This window comes from Streptomyces sp. NPDC025784 (assembly GCF_055558435.1).
The window spans coordinates 26,193-42,968 of sequence record NZ_JBVHMN010000023.1; the positions used below are offsets into that span (position 1 = coordinate 26,193).

The window sequence follows — 16,776 nt, forward strand, 5'->3', positions numbered from 1 at the left end:
ATGTGGCACGGGTCTGACATGGACTCCTTCGCCCCGAGGGCTCGGCTTGAGGGTTACTGTTCGAGGGCTATTCCTCGTGAGGATTCATGTGGATCCAGCGGCCGCCACCCTCGTGTCGCATCTCCATGCCCGTATAGGGCTGCCTGGGTCTGGTTGGACTGACGGGGACCGTGCTGATCTCTCTCACCACGATTGCGCCGCTTGGGTGCACGGAATAGGTGACCGTCAGACGCCGATAGTCTGCGTGCCGCCACACTCCGCTGCGGTCCGCCTCCTGAATGATCTTCAGCAATGCCTCGCTGACATCGACCTGGTATTGCTTGGCCAAGGCATCGAACTGCACACGCGCCGTCTCGACGAAGATTAGATCTCTAATCACGCACTCTCCCCCCACACGTGAAGTGCCCGACCTGACTCGCGAGCCTGAATGAACGTTAGGGGAGGAAGCCCGTGGAGCGCCACAGGTTGTGGAAGTTGACGGTCGTGCACTAATGATCAAGGTGCCTCGATGGTGCCGCTGGCTCCAGGACCCCTTCGTCTCGAAGCTACTTGGTTTAGGGCGCCGCCTTGAGCTGAGGTGGCTCGCACCTGCGCTGATGGTTCGCAAGCGTCCGCGGTTGTCCGCCCCTATCCGTCGGCGTTTCACGCAGTTAGACACTTAGCACTCTGCAGCCGAACACTGGCAGTTCGGTTGTCAGTGCCTGCAGCTATGGTCTCAAGCGCGCGGTCGGCTTCCGAGGGGTCTAACTCTGGAGGGAGTGGTCGCATCCCCGACCTGTCTTGGGGCGCTCGGAGACCAATCGGTGCCTAACCGATGGTCGGGCCTTGTCGATGGTCAAGAGGAAACCTGCCAGCGCCGACCGCGCCTCCCATCGCCATGCATAAGAGGAAGCGCACGGATGGGGGCTCGACAAGGTGAAAGCGCCGAAGACCCTGACCTGGACGGCCCATGAGCGTCAGGATGCTTCCATGTCTAGTGACCGACTCGTGCGCTTCCAGATCTCTGACCTTGTCGCCAACGGCCTCGCAGGGCGTCTTCCCGATGCCGACAGTGCGAGGATCTTGCTTCAGAACGCGCCGCGTCGTCAGCACGGAGCGGGTGGGCAAGCGGCGCTATTTTCAGAGATGACGTTCGAGGCGGCTAACCGACTCCGTGCTCACCTACTTGAGATGGCCCAGGACATCCGTGCTGGGCGGTATAGGTGTAGCGGAGTCACAGCTCAGAGCGTGCAACGTTGCGCCGATCAAATCCGCTCAGGGATGTTCGTCAGTAATGCGTTTCGTGGAGCACCCGGCACGGAAGGCATCGATGACTACTACGGTCTTCGCCGCGGCAAGGCCGAAGGATGAGGGAACGGTGGCCACAACAACCGTGGCGATGGGCTGTCTCGTGCCACTGTCGTTTGCTGTCACAGCCGTTGGTGATCCAACCAAAGGAGCACCGCCTTGGTAGTTCGGTCCGAGGCGTCCCTCTGGCCGTCTAGCCAACCGGACAGGTCCCGTTGAGGAACACGGCCGACCGCTGCTGTCTGCTGTCGTTAATGTCAGACGTGGATGTCGGCGAGCCCCCTACCAACCTCCGCCGAACAGCGGCTGCAAGGTGGACGCTATGCCTGACGTCACCGCGAGTATGCCACCGAGGCTTACGGCTCTTGCCTGAGCCGTGCCCATCGAGCACTCCAGAAGAGCATCTTGAGTCTCTGCCATTTGTGCTGGCGGAGGTGACAGCCCATGCGAACTCCGTGACTGTTGTTGCGGCATGTGCCACCACGTCCCTCGGCGCCGCACCAGACAGGCACGTTGAAGTAGAAGTAGAAGGCGCTGACCCCGGACAGAACCAGGAGCACGATCGGTCCGAAATCGAAGGTCAACCAGCCCGTGATCAGCACCGCGAAGACAATCCAACCCCCTACTTGCCGGGTCTCCGCATGCACGTTCATGTTTCGGTGTCGCCAGCACCGAAGGGGCGGCGCGGTGTGGGCGCACGGTGGCAAGCCGGTGCGCCGGGCGAGGTTTGCTGCGTGGCCGGCCTCGGCAGCCGGTCTCCTGACCATCGATCTGGCTGACCCTGCAGGAGGTTCCGACGCCACCGATGTATCTCGATCCCGTGGAACCGTTCGTTGACCATCGCCGGCCTGTGGCATGGTCGTGCACGCCCCCTACCCTGCGCCTGTCGCACTTTCTTGCGCAAATGGGTGACACCAAGCGCCGAGGCCGTGCACAATGCTGCTACTTGGCAGCAGCGCGACTCCCTGCGTCCGCCGCCCCGAAGTGGGCATGACTTGAGGGAGTCCGTAATGGAACCGATTTTCCTGCTGCTCATTGCGCTTGTCTTGATGATTGCGCGTGAGAGGTAGTTAAGTCGTGCCAAGTATCGAGGGCCCCTAGCGGGCCCTCGATTTATTTCGCGAAAACGTCACTGGCGGCAGAAACTAGGGTACCGATCGTAGCCAAAGCCGCTACCGGGATACCGATTGCTGCAATCTTCTCTGAAACGGTAAGGCGAGCCCACCAAGACCCTGCGGGAATCGATCCATCGACTAGCAGGCGCGCTCTAGATGCCCTTTCCTTGAAGACCTTGAAGAGAACGCCCAGGACGCCAACGGCCAGCATCGCACCAATCCCCGCGTTTACGTACACTTGATTGCCGCGCGCGGCCTGTGCCTTCTTTATGCATTCCTCTGCCGATTCGACATGTCCTCCATGTGTCAACCAGAAATAACCAAAGATGCAGAAGAATGTCAGAAAAGCCAAAGACACCTTCATTTCATATTTAGGTGAACTAATAACCGCGCCGTGAGTGGTCAGGAAAGCCTCTATCCTAGCTGTTTGTCCGTACACCCATGTGGAGTCCGCACCGGCGACATTTAGCTCCGTGCGCTCCTTGTCGAGAGTGATGGTTACGGACCGGTCCCCTGAAGGGGTTTCCGCTTTGAGGGAGATATTGGTCCAATCGTGGCCGACTTCCGGCGTGCCGATTCTCGCAGCCGTCACTAGCTCCGTCAGATTCGCTTCCCAATACCGCGTATTGCCTGCAATGGTGGAAATTTGAACTCCGCTGGGTGATATTCCATCGGAGGCCATAGTGAAAAGGCGATCCAGATCATCCCGACCGAGTCGGCATTGATAATAGACCTTTCGAAGGTCCGTCTGCTGATTTGATGATGTCGCCATGAGAGTGATGATGTCGCGAGACGGGAGGCACTGTGGTCCTTGTGATCGATTCGCTACAAAGAACGGCCATCTTGCTCACGTAGGCCGGCGGAGCGGCTTTGGGCGGGAGCTGCCATGGGGCGAGTGATCATGGCCCCGTAAGCTTCCGGCGGGTCGGGCAGTCTGTGGACCTGCCCGGTAAAGCACGACGTTGGGGCCATGATCTCAGAGGCTCGCCCCATGGTGGCTGCCTAATCCCTTGTTAAGGGCGTCCCGAAGGAGCGGTAGTTCCCGGGGGCGTTCGAGTGCCGGACCCACGACACCTCGTGGCTGCCGGGTGGGCAACACCTTGCTTTAGACAGCGTGCGCGGTCCTGGTGCTCATGGTGGTGGCGGTCGCGTGGGCGCCGCACGGATGCCCCAAGAGGCCCTGGCGTGTGATGCCTCAAAGCAGAGCGGCAACGTGCGGTGCAGCGGGGCGGCCACCACCGACGACGGGTGTTGGTGCTCGTCGACCTGGGACTCGACGCCTTCAGCCAGAGCGGCGACGTCCAGGACCGTCAAGGGTCAACACCCGCCACCTGTTCACTCGTTGGTGTTGGTGGTGCGAGCCTGCCGCACGGTGACCTCTTGATACGCCCGAGCTGTCCGAGCTCCCGCGCAGACCGAGGCCCGTGGGGTGCGCTGGTGCCACGAACGGCTAGTGAGGTGGAGGCACATCCGCAAGACGGCTGATGCCTGGGATTAGGTCGCTCGCGTGGCCCGCATGCGCTCGTGACCAGCGCAAACACCTACACATCGAGGAGGGACAACCTTGATCTACTGTGGAATCGACTGGGCAGAGCGCACTCACGACGTCGCCCTGGTCGACGACGCCGGAGCGTTGGTGGCCAAGCGGCACATCACCGACGACGCGGCCGGCTACAAACTGCTGCTGGAACTGCTCGCGGAGTACGGCGACACCGAGGAAAACCCGATCTCGGTGGCGATCGAGACCTCCCGTGGCCTGCTGGTTGCCGTGCTGCGGACCGGGAAACGGGAGGTGTTTGCGATCAACCCGCTGGCCGCCGCCCGCTACCGCGACCGCCACTCGGTCTCGCGCAAGAAGTCTGACCCCGGCGACGCACTCGTGCTCGCGAACATCCTGCGAACCGACATGCACGCCCACCGGCCGCTGCCGCAGGACAGCGACCTCGGACGCTCGATCGCCGTCCTGGCACGCGCCCAGCAGGATTCTCTGTGGAACCGGCAGCAGCTCGCCAACCAACTCCGCTCCCTGCTGCGCGTGTACTACCCCGCCGCCCTGGAAGCCTTCGCCACCTGGACCAACGGCCTGTGCCGCCCCGAGGCCCGCGAACTCCTCAAGGCCGCACCGACTCCCTCCCGAGCCGCGCGGCTAACCCGCACCCAGCTCCAAGCCGCCCTTAAACGAGCAGGCCGCAAGCGCGGCATCGAGGTTGAGGCCGACCGCGTCCGCGACGTCTTCCGCGCCGAGTGGGCCCAGCAGCCACCGCTGGTCGAAGAAGCGCTCGGCAAGCAGATGCTCGCCCTCCTTATCCAGCTGGAAGCCGCCTGCACCGCCGCCGACCAGCTCGCCGAGGCAGTGGAAGAGACGTTCCCTCAACACCCGGACGCCGAAATCCTGCTGAGCTTCCCCGGCCTCGGCATCCAGCTCGCCGCCCGGATCCTGGCTGAGATCGGGGACGACCACACCCGCTTCGCCGACGCCCGCGGACTGAAGGCATACGCCGGCTCCTCACCCATCACCCGGGCCTCCGGCAAGAAGTCGGCCATCACACGGCGGTGGGTGAAGAACGACCGGCTCAACCATGCCGGCTACCTCTGGGCCTTCGCCTCACTCCGAGCATCTACCGGAGCCAACGCCCACTACCGGCGACGACGCGAGCACGGAGACTGGCACGCCGCCGCCCAACGCAACCTCTTCAACCGAATGATCGGCCAGCTCTACCACTGCCTCCAACGCCGCGAACTCTTCGACGAGCAATCTGCCTTCCCAGCACCGTCGCAGGCAGAGGCGGCGGCAGCCTGAACAGGGAAGGCACCTTGCTCACGCTGGCGATGGAAGCTGATCATTCACCCATGAGACCCGAAGTGCAGGCGTTCGTCGCCGACGGCCCGCTCCCCGACTGGGACGCGAGCGAAGAGGAGATCGACAGGCGCGTCGAGCAACTCGAAGCGATTCCGAAGCCGGTCACGGGCGAGGAAGCCCGAGCGCTGGTCTCCTGCTTCGGCCCGGACGACTGCTACGGCGTCGCCGGGACCCTGCTGCACCTCATCGAGACCGGCCCAAACCCCGTCCTGACCACCGACCCCGGACTCCACGCCAACGAGTGGCACCGGCGACTCTACGACCGCGCCGTGAACGGAGGGCTCATCCCGAGAACTTGACGGCGTAGCAACGTGAGGTGTCTAAAGGCGTGGAGCCGACCGGCCTCAGCCACTGGGGGTTTCTCTGCTCTCCGCGCCGCCGGGCGCGGCCAGCCGGGGCGGAGACAGGAGGCAGGCCGCGCCGCAGAGGCGGCGCGCCCGCGCCGTGCGCGGGCCTTGAACCAGTAAAGAAACTTGTAACTCACTGGGGGGCGGGAAGTGTGTCCGGTCTCGGTTGATGCTTGACGCAGTGGCTTCAGTTGATGCTTGACACTGCTTGCCTCGGCTTGGCGGTGTGCGTCTGACAGGCGCGTGCGCGGCGTCCTCAATATCGACGATGGGCATGCGAGCATCGGGGCATGCTCTCAGGCGCACACGTGATCCTCTACTCCCAGGACGCTGAGGCCGACCGGGCCTTCATTAAGGATGTCCTCGGCTTCGCCCACGTCGATGCGGGCCATGGCTGGCTGATCTTCAAGCTGCCGCCCGCCGAGGTCGCCGTGCACCCCACCGATGGCGCGCCGAAGCACGAGTTCTACCTGATGTGCGATGACCTGGACGCCGTATGCGCCCAGCTCGCAGAGCGCGGCGCGGAGCTCACCGGCGAGGTGGCCGAGGAGCGGTGGGGGCGCCTCACCGCCGTACGCCTCCCCAGCGGCAGTGAACTGCCCCTGTACCAGCCGCTGCACCCCATCGCGCACAGCCTCGACTGAACCTCCGCCACCACGCCGTCACCGCCGAGACTGCGCCGCCCCTTCGCCTTGAGTCATGTGAACACCTCGCGCGCCCTGGGTCAGTCCTTCCGCTACAGCGCGTAACGGCACGTTCGCTGGCTAAACGCTCGATCAGCGCCGTAGCGCCGGAACCGGTACTGATCAACTGAGGTTCGCTCCTTCTGTGGCGCCACTGAGCGTGATGCGGCGGACCTTTCAGGTGAGTCCACGTCCGGGGGACTTTTCGGCGTCCGCGATCAAACCCGGCGGTTAGCTGCTTTCGGGCGTCGGCCCGGCTACTGCCTACGCCCGGGCACGCGCCTCGTTCGTGTGGCTGCCGACGGCCTGGCTCTCTTAGTCCCGAAGCCACTGGGTGCGGCGGCCCCGCTGCTGGAGGCAGGTGAGGAAGCGACCGGCCTCTCCCTGTGCCGCTCGCCGTGCCGCACGGCGGGCCCGGCTTCCATCCTGATCAGGACTGAGCGGTGGCGGCTCGGTGGTGAGGGGCTCTGCCCTGCGCTGAGGGTGACTTCCTGGGGAGGGCGACTCGGGGTCAACGGGGGCGCAAAAGGAGCGGAAGCCAATTATTTCGTGACGTCAGTCACAGTGCTCTACGAATCAACCGGTGCACTTAGTAGATGAGGCATGGCGTACATCTGAGTATTTGTCCGTCTTGACCTGGATGTGGATCCTGCGGCGTGTGTGGTGAATTCCGCCCAGCCTGCCCGCACGCCCACTGCCCTGCGCTGTAAGGCTTCTGACGCCCCGGCAGCTTTTCCTCCTGTCGCTGTGTGGGGATCGGAGGCCCGCGCACGGTCCTGGCGAGGTCCTGAGATCTACGGAGCGACGTAGTAGTGGGACCCATTGCGTGCCCTGTCGGGCGGTTCTAAGAATGTCGACCCACAGGACGTCGCTGCAGTTCGGAACCGGTGTTTGCGCCGAGTCGACCGCGCGCTGTGGCGCTCGGCGTCACCGAGTGAGTAGGAGCACCCCCCACATGAATTCGTCCCGGATGTCCCCGAGATTCCTTGCCCTCGCTCTCGGCCTGGGTCTGGCCTCCAGTGCGCTGGCCGTGGCGGTGCCGGCGAGCGCCCAGCCGGCCGCCACTCCCTCTGATTCCGCCGATACCTCCGTGGCGGGGTACGACGGGTCGGCTGGGGAGGCCGCGAACAACAGGGCGTTCTTCGAGGCTGTGCTCAAGTCGGTCGCTCAGAAGAGCGCCGCCCAGCCCAGCGGGCAGGCGGTGACCCTCCACTACGACGCCTCGAAGGCGCCGACCTTCCGTTCGCAGATATCGAGCGCGGCCGAGATCTGGAACAGCGCCGAGTCCAACGTGAAGCTCGCGGAGGCTTCGAGCGGTTCGGGCAGCGCCGATTTCTCCTACTCCGAGGGCAACGACCCTCGCGGGTCTCACGCCTCCACCGACGGCCACGGAGGCGGCCAGATCTTCCTCGACTACACCCAGATCCAGCAGTACGACTCGATTCGCGTTGTCACCCACGAGACCGGGCACGTGCTGGGCCTGCCGGACGACTACAGCGGGCCGTGCAGTGAGCTGATGTCGGGCGGCGGCCCCGGCCCGTCCTGCACCAACCGCCAGCCGAACGCCACCGAGCGTGCGCGTGTCGATGAGCTGTGGGCCGGCGGAGGTGCGCAGGCTCCGGGTACGGGGAGCCAGTCCGGTGGCGGCCCGAGTGCTGCACCGTCGGCACCGTCCGTGGCCCCGGGTACGGGGAGCCAGCCCACTGGTGGCCCGAGCGCTGCACCGTCGGCACCGTCCGTGGCCCCGGGTACGGGAAATCCGTCCGCTGGCGGCCCGAGCGCTGCATGGCCGGGTTGGCCCGCGGGCCCGGGTGGTCACGGTCCGTGGCGTTCGCACCACCGCACGCTCTGGAATTGATCGCGTTTCCACTCGTCGCGCCCAGGCGTGAGTGCGAGTGGGAACTCACTAGTCGATCTCCATGATCGCCTGGTGGAGGATTGCCTAGGGAAGGCGTCAGGCATCACCTGACGCCAGCCCGTCAAGTATCGACTGAACCTAGATCGCTTCGGCTGGGATGCGCCACAGCGGAGCGGCGTACTGCTCCGGCCGGCTGCTGAGCAGGAGTGCTCTCAGGTCCTGGCGCTGCTTGCCGTTGAGGCCGAGGGCCTCGGTGATCCTGCGGAACGTCGTGTGCGTGATGCCTCGGCCGCGGGCCTTGGCCTCGAACTGGGCGAGTTGGCGGAGTGCGACTTCTGGGTCGAGCTTCTGTTCTGGCTGGCTGCCCAGCCAACTGGCCTTGTTCCGTTCGTAGTCGATCTCTGAATATCCGCAGACCTCGCGGCTGTACTGCTCCGCCTCGGCAAGTGTCTCGGTCGCGAGGATGGCGCGCGCGAGCTCGTTCCGGTTGAGGGCATCGTCCAGATCCGCTTCGTGGACGGTGGGACCTTCGTCGGTGAGGGGAACTGGGAGGCCGGCGTCCCTGACTTCGCAGAGACCGCGGACTCCGCGGGCTGTGGCGGCCAGCATTGCTGTTGCCTCGGACGGGTGCCACTCCAGAACGGAGCCGACTAGTTCGACGTGCTCAGCTGTGAGCGTCAGGGCCGCCGGGTCCATCCGGTCGGCCAGAACCTCGGCCGGGAGCTCCCCGTCCAAGCCGGGACCGGCGACCAGGAGCCGTACAGGCGCGTCGACTTGGCAGCATGCGGCCAACGTGAGGGCGTCACCCAATGGGCTGCGCAGGGTGGGCTCGTCGCCCTTGGCGAGGATGTCGCCGCCCACGTCCACGAGGTCGATCGACTCCGGAGCCAGGTGCTCGACGAGTTCTTCGACCTGGCGTGTGATGCCTTCGGCCCCCTGCTGGGGATTGATCAGGGCGAGGGTGTGGGGGAGTTCGGCTGCCAGCCGGGGGAGCGTAGAGCCTGCTGGTGCGACCGGCTTTGCGTCGGCCGGGACAGTCCAGACGCTTCGCGTGAGGGGGCGTAGGCCAGTGAAGTTCGCCGGCCCTCGTGGTCCTGGCACTGGATCGATCAAGAGACGGTCCCACGCGTACGTGAGGATCACCGCCGGACTCTCTCCGCCCCCGTAGAGGGCGGCGTCGAGCATTGCGGCGGCGACTGCGTCGCCCCCTCCTCCTGCTGCCACGATCAAGCGGGTCACCCGCGTCAGCGTACGGGGTCCACTGCTGGCCACTCACCCTATAGTGGCTACTGGTAATAGCCACTTAGGGAGGGGTTCCGATGCCGCAGATCGAAGAGACCCAGCCCAAGTACCTCCAGATCGCACACCACATCCGCGATCAGATCTTGCGAGGCGACTTGAGGCCTGGCGACGAGGTTCCGTCGGAACGTCAACTTGCCGCAGACTGGAGCGTTTCACGCCCCACGGCGGCGAGGTCGCTGGAAGCCCTGAGTCATCAGGGTCTGGTGGAGAAGCGTCAGGGTTCGGGCACCTACGTGCGCGGTCTCGCGGTGAACCGGCGTGCTCGGGAGCTGTACGGCCGCGCCAAGCAGACCGGCAAGATCTACACGCCGGGCGAGTACGCGGTGATCACCTCCGCCGGTTGGTTGGAGGCCCCGGACTACGTGGCTGAGGCGCTGAGTCTGACGGGTGGAGCCCGGGCCGTTCATCGTCGTCGTGTGACCAAGAACGAGTCGGGACCCATCACCATCTCCACTTCGTGGTTCGGTGCCGATGTCGGTGAGCGGGCTCCCAAGCTCTGTGATCCTGACCGGATTCAGGAGGGGACGCTCATGTACGTCGAGAGTGTCACGGGGCGCCAAGGGAGCTACGCCGAAGATCGGATGTGCGCTCGGCTGGCCACCGAGGACGAGGCTGCTGACCTTGAACTTGAGTCCGGTGCAGCTGTCTTGATTGTCCATCACGTGGTCTATGACATGCAGGATCGGCCCTTGGAGTTCGCCGAGGCGACGTACCCGCCTGGGCGTTGGGCGTTCGAGCAGGGCTACCCGATCAGCTAGAAAGTCGCGCTTCTCTTGGTGAACCGCTTGTGGCTTCGGGTGGCTAATGCCACTATCCAGTAAGTGGCTAAGGCCACTTGACCGGAAGGGGCATGGGTGTGGGCCAGGAGTGCGGGGAGTTACGGCACGTCTCGCGGGAAGCGGTCTGCCGTGGGTGCCGAGGGCGAGGATGGAAGCGCGTCAGCTCCCGCTCCGCTCTGGCGCTCTCCGTCGCCGACGCACGCACCCGTGCTACGTCCAAGCGGCGCTGTCTCGACTGTGACGGCACCGGTAGGGAGTAGTGGCGCGCATGGCGGATCCACGTGAAGAGTCAAAAGCCGCGTTAGGTGGAGTATCGCCGATCGGGGGCATGACCCTCTATCCCGTGCCCGAGTCCGTGGCTCGGGCGAGGCGATGGTTCCGGAAGTTCACCGCACCGTACAACCTGGCCTGCCCGATCGACGACTGTGTCCTGATGCTCTCCGAACTGGTGACGAACGCGGTTCTCTACGGGGAGGCCGAAGAGCCTTGGCGGGTCCGAGTCGAGTGGTCGCGCCTGGGGGAGGCCCTACGGGTCGACGTCCACAATCCTGGGTTTCCGGAGGACATTCGACTCCGCACCCCCGATGCCAATGCTGCGCATGGCAGGGGGCTCTGCCTGGTGGACGCGCTTGCGGACTCCTGGGCAGCCGGCCCCAGCCGCTTCGGTGGAACCGTCGTGTGGTTCCAGATCGATGAAGCCTGGAAGCCGTGAGGTCGTTCCGAGCCTGTAGCGCCGACGAGCCCGTGGGTGTTCAGTACCTACTCACGTGAGTAGTCTGGTTGACAGGTTGACTTGGCGGATTCTCACTAGGCGGGGCTATGGCGTACGAGGTGGCTGCACCCAAGTATGTGCGGCTGGCGCAGACGCTCCAGGGGCGTATCGAGGACGGTACGTACCCGCCGGGGAGTCGGGTCCCGAGTGAAAATCAGCTGGTTCAGGCCTTCGGTATGTCCCGGCCCACCGTCGTCCGTGCGCTGGAACTGCTGAAGCGGGACGGCTGGCTGGAGTCCCGGCAAGGGTTCGGCACGATCGTCCGTGGGCGGCCGGAAGTCGTCGAGCGGAAAGATCGGCGAGGACGTGACGCGCTGGAGCGCGATGAGTCCACAGTCGAAGGTCGCCTCGTCCAGGTTGAGCAGGTCCTCGTGCCGCCGAGGGTCGCCTCCGTCCTCGGCGTACCCAAGGAGGCACGGGTCTTGGTCCGGCGGCTGCTGGTGGAGCAGGACGGCGAGCCGGTCGAGCTCTCGTCGTCGTACTTCCCGGCGGGTCTGGTCGATGGGACCGAGCTCGCTGTCTCGTCTCCACTGCGAGAGGGGCTGCGCGCACACTTGGAGGCCCGTAAGAAAGTGCGCTTCGACCACGTGACCGAACGCGTCTCGGCGCGACTGGCGGGCCAGGAAGAGGCTGAGCTCCTGGCGCTGCCCGAGGGGGTTCCGGTGCTCAGTGTCTTGGTTGTCGCGTGTGATGTTGCCGGACAAGCCTTGCAGGTCACGGATGTTCTCCTGCCGGCCGATCGGCAGGAACTGGAAGATACTTATCGGCTCGTCTGAGTCGAACTCGGTTCAGCAGCACGGTTGTTGGCACCTCGGAAGCTCCAGAGGGCAGGCCAAGGAAGCCACTTGACAAGTCAACCTGGCATCCCTAATTTCGAACTTGCTAAGTCAACCTGTCAGGTCGTCTGGCGGGTGTCTACGAAGGAGAAGTTCTGTGCGTGCAATCCGAGTTGAGACCTCGTCCGCGACGATCCTGCTGACCGAGGCACCCGAGCCGAAGGTCAAGGACCGGCAGACGGGCGAGATCGCCAAGGACGCGGTCAGCGGCGAGGCGCTGATGAAGGTCGGCGTCGTCTACATCGACGAGGGGGAGTCGTCGCTCATCGCGGTGACTGTCCCGGAGAGTGGTGTCACGGACGGCCTGGCCGTTGGCGCTCCGGTCTCCCTGCCGGGCCTCGTCGCCCGTCCCTGGGAGAGCGTCTTCAGCGGGCAGGCCCGCCACGGCATCGCCTACCGGGCGGCGGCCGTGGTCCCGGGAGCCTTCCCCGCCGGACAGGAGAACTGATCTCGTGTCCGAGCTGATGACACTGGCCGAACTGGGTGGGCCCCTCGCCTTGATAGGCGGGGCGGTCTACACCCGCAAAGCACATCCCTCGGTCTACTGGGCCACGGTCGGGCTGCCCGCGTCGGTGGCCCGGCTGGTCGGCTCGTACAGCTCGACCATGGATGCGTGCGGGCTGACGGTCCAACCGTCCCGGCTGCGAGCGCTGGCCGTACGGGCCACCACTCGCCGTGAAGTCCGCCCGGTTCCTCCGCGCCGGGGGCTGATCCGTCCCACCGCCACCGGGCTGCGGGTACGGCTCCGGCTCGCCCCCGGCCAGGAGCCGGCAGACGTGGCTGCCTCGTGTGAGCGGCTACGTCACGCCTGGGGCGTTCACGCGGTCCACGTTCGCGAGATCAAACCGGGCGTGGTCGAGCTGCGGTTGGTCGGCTTCGACCTGCTGCGCACGGTGAAAATGCCGCGCCGCGCGAAGCGTGACCTTCTCGCCGTTCCGGTGGCTCTGCGTGAGGACGCGACCGTGTTCGTCCGGGACTACCGGTCCGTTCCTCACGAACTCGTCCTCGGTGCCACCTTGTCGGGGAAGTCGATGTTCCTGCGCAATCTGCTGGCAGGGCTGGCCGCTCAGCGGGTCGCCCTGGTCGGCATCGACTGCAAGCGGGGTGTGGAGCTGGCGCCCTTCGCCCCGCGCCTGTCGGCGTTGGCCACTGACTCCGACGAAGCCGCCGAGTTGCTGCCCGTCCTCGTCAAGGAAATGGAGGACCGCTACGACCTGATCAAGGCACGCCAGGGCATCGCGCCCGGCGCGCCGGATGAGGAGATCACCTCTGACGTGTGGGGCCTGCCGGATGACGAACGGCCCGCGCCGATCGTGCTGTTCGTCGACGAGGTGGCCGAACTCTTCCTCGTGGCAAGCCGCAAGGACGAGGAGCGACGCGACGAGATGGTCACCCAACTGATCAGACTCGCCCAGCTCGGACGGGCCGCGGGCATCTATCTGGAGATCTGCGGGCAGCGATTCGGTGCCGAACTGGGCAAAGGTGCGACCATGCTGCGCGCTCAACTCAGCGGACGCGTCTGCCACCGCGTCAACGACGAGGCCTCCGCGAAGATGGCCCTTGGCGACATCGCTCCCGAGGCTGTCGGCGTCGCCTCCACGATCCCGGCGGAACGGCCGGGCCTGTCCGTCGCCGGTGATACCTCCGGTGGATGGGCGCGCATGCGCACTCCCTACCTGTCGCTCACCGACGCTGCGGCCATCTGCCGAGAGGCCGCCGAACTCGTGCCCGACGTACCGGCCCTGTCTCCATTCCGGCCGAGTGTCCCGGCCCCCTCGGCCCCCTCTCCGATCACGGCGACCAAACCGCGTCCGGTGACTGGCTGACCTGACCACCACAACGGCCGGCGCGACCGTCTCGCGCCGAGTCCCTACCTCCGCCATGCCCGAAACCGAATGAGAGGACGTGATCAGGTTGGTCGACCGTTCCTCGTCGCGTGCGCTTCCGAGCCGCGTGGACGCCGTACTGATCCAAGCCCTCATCGCCGCGGCCCTGTCCTTCGCGCACCTCCATGACTTGGCGGTGGCTGCCGGACAGGACGGGTGGAAGGCGTGGGCCTATCCGGTGAGTGTCGACCTGCTGTTGGTGGCGGCCTGGAAGCGACTGCGTACGGGGGAGTCCAAGGCTTCCGGATGGGCCTGGTTCCTGGTCGCACTCGCAGCCAGCCTCGGCGCCAACATCGCCACGGCCGGACTCCTCGACCTGGACCACGTACCCGCATGGCTCCGCATCACCGTCGCCGGGTGGCCGGCGGTCGCCTTCCTCGGCGGCACGCTGCTCGCGCATGGGCCTGCCGACCCGCCCCCTGGCATCCGTGAACAGCAGGAGGCACCGACGGATGAGGGCGCGCAACCACGGTCGGCACCAGCGCCTTCCGCTCCCACCTCGCGACCCGCGCTTGCCGCCCCTTCGCTGAACCGGCTCCCGACCGCGCTCGTCGACCACGCCCGAAAGGTGGCCGCCGAGCATCACACCCGGACAGGCGCCCCGATCGATACGGACACCTTGCGTGCCCGACTCGGTATCCCGGCCCCGCTCGCCGAGGCCCTCGCCGCTCAACTCACCTGATCGACAAGGAATCCGCACTTGCGACCGTCCACCCTGCGGGCCCTTCGGCGCGCTGCCGAACTGACCCGCCAGAACAAGTTCACCGAGGCCGTCCTCGTCGCCGAGCCCGTGATCCTCACCGCCGACACCGACGAGGGCGAGGAGATCCGCAACTGGCTGGCCGACCACATCACCGACTTCACCGGACACAAGGAGACCCGTCCATGACCACCGAACGTCGCTTCCGCCGAGTGATCCGCATCGGCCCCGTTCAGGTCGGCACCTTCTACGACGGCCGGGGCCGAGCGAAGCACACCGCTGCCTGCACGGCACCCCGCTGCGGCTTCTCGACCGACTACGACAGTCGCGCAGCCGCCGAGCTGGCAGCCCGTACCCACCGCTGCTCGGGTCGCTAGGAGATCACCGTGACCGTCAGCCTGCCTCTCGTCTTCGTCCTCGGCGTCATCGCCTGGGCCGCGATCAAGTTCCTCGGCGTCCGGATGTGGGTGGCCGTCGTGATCGCTCTGTTCGGCTTCCTGCTCTCTCAGACCTTCCTTGCCCCGGTCATTCAGTCCGGCACTCGCTCCGGTGTCGACGTCGTCGACGGAACCAATCGCTGAAGGGAGAAACACCATGCTGCTCCGCCCGAAGATGCCTGACGCGGCTCCGCTACCGACCGCGCGCACGCTGACCACATCGGCCGAGCACCCCCACGCCCCGGCCACCTGCTCTTGCGTTCACGCTCCGATGGCGTCCACCAGCCGCCTGGTCGCGCCCTTCGTCAGCCGTGGCGCGAGTGCCGTTACGGCGGTCCTCGTCGTGGGCGTCGTCCTGACCGCGCTCCTGGCCACGGTCGCCATCACGGCCGTCGCCGTCTCCATCGCGGCCCTGGTGCTGCGCTCCCTGCTCAACAGCGCCCACAAGCGCTGACCAGCCTGCCGGGGCGGCCTCGATACGGCCAAGCATCCCGCCGCCCCGGCAGGCGCGAACCCCTCGACCGAAACCGAAAGGACAGTTCCCATTACTACCGGACGCGTTCCGCCCCCGGTCGAAGAACTGGGCGCGCTCGTCTCCCTGGGCGGCATGCCCACCCTCGTCAAACAACTCCGCGGCATCGGCGGCTGCATCCAGCCCGTACGCCTGGACGGCCACCGCGTCGAGCGGGCAGTCGATACGCGAACCGGGGAGATCGGCCGCGTTCTCCGTCGCCTCGACTCGGCTTCGCTCCCGGCGGGCAACCTCCTGGTGCGCTGCAACAACCGGCGGGCGACCCGCTGCCCGGCCTGCGCGGAGACCTACCGCCGAGACACCTTCCACCTGATCACCGCCGGACTGCGCGGCGGCAAGGGCACGCCCGCCGCGGTGACCCGGCACCCCAAGGTGTTCGCCACCTTCACCGCCCCCGGCTTCGGGCCCGTCCACAACCGACCCACAGACCGGCGCGGCACCGTGCGTGCCTGCCGCTGCGGACTGCTGCACGGTGCAGACGACGACTCGCTCGGAGCACCTCTGGACCCGGTGACGTACGACTACGAAGGCGCCGTTCTCTGGAACGCGCACGCGGGAACGCTCTGGCGGCGTTTCTCCATCTACCTCCGTCGGGAGATCGCCAAGCGCGCCGGCCTCACCCAGCGGGACTTCCCGGACTTCGCCCGGGTCTCGTTCGCCAAGGTCGCCGAGTTCCAGAAGCGCGGCGCGGTCCACTTCCATGCGGTCATCCGTATCGACGGCCCGGACGGCGGCAGCACCGAGCCCCCAGGATGGGCCACGACGGAGCTCTTGGTGGACGCGATCGCCTCGGCGACTGCCAAGGCAAGAGTCCTCGGCCCCGTCCTCGACGGCCGAGCGCACCTGTTCGCCTTCGGAGAGCAGCTCGACATTCGCCCCATCCGTTCGGCCGATTTCGACGGCGGCCAGGAGCTGACCGAGCGGGCTGTGGCCGCGTACATCGCCAAGTACGCCACCAAGGGCGCCGAGACCGCGACGGGAGCTCTCGACCGCCCGCTCAAGTTCCTCGCCGAACTCGCCCAACTCGACATCGGCGACCACGCCCGCCGGCTGATCCGCACCGCCTGGACCCTCGGTGCACGCAAGGAATTGGAAAATCTCCGCCTCCGCGCCTGGGCCCACATGCTCGGCTTCCGCGGCCACTTCTCCACCAAATCGCGCCGCTACTCCACCACCCTCGGCGCCCTCCGAACCGCCCGCGCCGAATGGCGCCGCGCGCAGACCGCAGCAACCACCGAGGGCGACACCGACACGACCCTCGTCCTCTCGCACTGGGTCTTCGCCGGAACCGGCCTGTCCGCCGCAGAAGCCTGGCTGGCTGCATCCCTCGAACCCGCCCCCGGAACCGAAGGAGAACCTACGTGAACCAGCATCGCGACGAG

At 66.2% G+C, this 16,776-nt stretch carries 17 protein-coding genes and 1 pseudogene; 15 read left to right on the forward strand and 3 right to left on the reverse strand.

The window, feature by feature from the left end; translation table 11 throughout:
* Positions 1–67 precede the first annotated feature (67 nt).
* Positions 68–379: a hypothetical protein gene (locus tag ACZ4IF_RS37325; protein WP_467571404.1), complete on the reverse strand. Its 312-nt coding sequence runs from the start codon at positions 377–379 to the stop codon at positions 68–70.
* 2,021 nt (positions 380–2,400) lie between these two features.
* A complete protein-coding gene (locus ACZ4IF_RS37330) occupies positions 2,401–3,174 on the reverse strand; it encodes a hypothetical protein (RefSeq protein WP_467571408.1) in 774 nt (257 codons plus the stop codon).
* A gap of 792 nt (positions 3,175–3,966) precedes the next feature.
* Here ACZ4IF_RS37330 and ACZ4IF_RS37335 point away from each other — a divergent pair.
* The 4 genes and pseudogenes from ACZ4IF_RS37335 to snpA all read left to right on the forward strand — a co-directional run.
* Complete coding sequence (locus tag ACZ4IF_RS37335) at positions 3,967–5,202, forward strand: IS110 family RNA-guided transposase (protein WP_467571411.1); 1,236 nt, start codon at positions 3,967–3,969, stop codon at positions 5,200–5,202.
* Between the two features lie 50 nt (positions 5,203–5,252).
* Positions 5,253–5,561, forward strand: coding sequence for a hypothetical protein (locus tag ACZ4IF_RS37340; RefSeq protein ID WP_467571414.1), 309 nt, complete (start codon positions 5,253–5,255; stop codon positions 5,559–5,561).
* Positions 5,562–5,899: 338 nt separating this feature from the next.
* Positions 5,900–6,253, forward strand: coding sequence for a VOC family protein (locus ACZ4IF_RS37345; protein WP_467571417.1), 354 nt, complete (start codon positions 5,900–5,902; stop codon positions 6,251–6,253).
* Between the two features lie 994 nt (positions 6,254–7,247).
* Positions 7,248–7,898: pseudogene (snpA, locus tag ACZ4IF_RS37350) on the forward strand (snapalysin); the annotation flags it as partial.
* 390 nt (positions 7,899–8,288) lie between these two features.
* On the opposite strand, the gene ACZ4IF_RS37355 reads toward snpA, so the two are convergent.
* A complete protein-coding gene (locus ACZ4IF_RS37355; protein WP_467571419.1) occupies positions 8,289–9,389 on the reverse strand; it encodes a DUF1152 domain-containing protein in 1,101 nt (366 codons plus the stop codon).
* An 80-nt stretch (positions 9,390–9,469) separates the two neighbouring features.
* Between ACZ4IF_RS37355 and ACZ4IF_RS37360 the strand changes: the two genes are divergently transcribed.
* The 11 genes from ACZ4IF_RS37360 (at position 9,470) to ACZ4IF_RS37410 (ending at position 16,759) form a co-directional block, all read left to right on the forward strand.
* On the forward strand, positions 9,470–10,210 hold the full coding sequence (locus tag ACZ4IF_RS37360; protein ID WP_432187679.1) for a GntR family transcriptional regulator: 741 nt from the start codon (positions 9,470–9,472) through the stop codon (positions 10,208–10,210).
* 349 nt (positions 10,211–10,559) lie between these two features.
* Complete coding sequence (locus ACZ4IF_RS37365; RefSeq protein WP_467571422.1) at positions 10,560–10,943, forward strand: ATP-binding protein; 384 nt, start codon at positions 10,560–10,562, stop codon at positions 10,941–10,943.
* A gap of 107 nt (positions 10,944–11,050) precedes the next feature.
* Positions 11,051–11,779: a GntR family transcriptional regulator gene (locus tag ACZ4IF_RS37370; protein ID WP_467571425.1), complete on the forward strand. Its 729-nt coding sequence runs from the start codon at positions 11,051–11,053 to the stop codon at positions 11,777–11,779.
* Between the two features lie 157 nt (positions 11,780–11,936).
* Positions 11,937–12,287: an SCO3933 family regulatory protein gene (locus ACZ4IF_RS37375; RefSeq protein WP_359499807.1), complete on the forward strand. Its 351-nt coding sequence runs from the start codon at positions 11,937–11,939 to the stop codon at positions 12,285–12,287.
* 4 nt (positions 12,288–12,291) lie between these two features.
* The gene (locus ACZ4IF_RS37380; RefSeq protein WP_467571432.1) at positions 12,292–13,665 is read left to right on the forward strand and encodes an FtsK/SpoIIIE domain-containing protein; all 1,374 of its coding nucleotides are present in this window, start codon (positions 12,292–12,294) and stop codon (positions 13,663–13,665) included.
* A gap of 79 nt (positions 13,666–13,744) precedes the next feature.
* Positions 13,745–14,407: a DUF2637 domain-containing protein gene (locus tag ACZ4IF_RS37385; protein ID WP_467571435.1), complete on the forward strand. Its 663-nt coding sequence runs from the start codon at positions 13,745–13,747 to the stop codon at positions 14,405–14,407.
* A gap of 18 nt (positions 14,408–14,425) precedes the next feature.
* Positions 14,426–14,614, forward strand: coding sequence for a hypothetical protein (locus ACZ4IF_RS37390; RefSeq protein ID WP_359499815.1), 189 nt, complete (start codon positions 14,426–14,428; stop codon positions 14,612–14,614).
* A complete protein-coding gene (locus tag ACZ4IF_RS37395; RefSeq protein ID WP_467571440.1) occupies positions 14,611–14,802 on the forward strand; it encodes a mobile element transfer protein in 192 nt (63 codons plus the stop codon). Before ACZ4IF_RS37390 ends, ACZ4IF_RS37395 begins: the two co-directional genes overlap by 4 nt.
* A 9-nt stretch (positions 14,803–14,811) precedes the next feature.
* Positions 14,812–15,006, forward strand: coding sequence for a hypothetical protein (locus ACZ4IF_RS37400; protein WP_359499820.1), 195 nt, complete (start codon positions 14,812–14,814; stop codon positions 15,004–15,006).
* A 127-nt stretch (positions 15,007–15,133) separates the two neighbouring features.
* The gene (locus tag ACZ4IF_RS37405; RefSeq protein WP_467571446.1) at positions 15,134–15,316 is read left to right on the forward strand and encodes a SpdD protein; all 183 of its coding nucleotides are present in this window, start codon (positions 15,134–15,136) and stop codon (positions 15,314–15,316) included.
* A gap of 153 nt (positions 15,317–15,469) precedes the next feature.
* Complete coding sequence (locus tag ACZ4IF_RS37410) at positions 15,470–16,759, forward strand: replication initiator (RefSeq protein WP_467571450.1); 1,290 nt, start codon at positions 15,470–15,472, stop codon at positions 16,757–16,759.
* The last annotated feature ends 17 nt before the right edge of the window (positions 16,760–16,776 follow it).

Excerpts from the sequence above, each read along its gene's own strand:
- ACZ4IF_RS37330 (WP_467571408.1), bottom strand. The coding sequence starts at position 3,174 with ATGGCGACATCATCAAATCAGCAGACGGACCTTCGAAAGGTCTATTAT.
- ACZ4IF_RS37340 (WP_467571414.1), top strand. The coding sequence starts at position 5,253 with ATGAGACCCGAAGTGCAGGCGTTCGTCGCCGACGGCCCGCTCCCCGAC.
- ACZ4IF_RS37345 (WP_467571417.1), top strand. The coding sequence starts at position 5,900 with ATGCTCTCAGGCGCACACGTGATCCTCTACTCCCAGGACGCTGAGGCC.
- ACZ4IF_RS37360 (WP_432187679.1), top strand. The coding sequence starts at position 9,470 with ATGCCGCAGATCGAAGAGACCCAGCCCAAGTACCTCCAGATCGCACAC.
- ACZ4IF_RS37365 (WP_467571422.1), top strand. The coding sequence starts at position 10,560 with ATGACCCTCTATCCCGTGCCCGAGTCCGTGGCTCGGGCGAGGCGATGG.
- ACZ4IF_RS37370 (WP_467571425.1), top strand. The coding sequence starts at position 11,051 with ATGGCGTACGAGGTGGCTGCACCCAAGTATGTGCGGCTGGCGCAGACG.
- ACZ4IF_RS37395 (WP_467571440.1), top strand. The coding sequence starts at position 14,611 with ATGACCACCGAACGTCGCTTCCGCCGAGTGATCCGCATCGGCCCCGTT.
- ACZ4IF_RS37405 (WP_467571446.1), top strand. The coding sequence starts at position 15,134 with ATGGCGTCCACCAGCCGCCTGGTCGCGCCCTTCGTCAGCCGTGGCGCG.
- ACZ4IF_RS37410 (WP_467571450.1), top strand. The coding sequence starts at position 15,470 with ATGCCCACCCTCGTCAAACAACTCCGCGGCATCGGCGGCTGCATCCAG.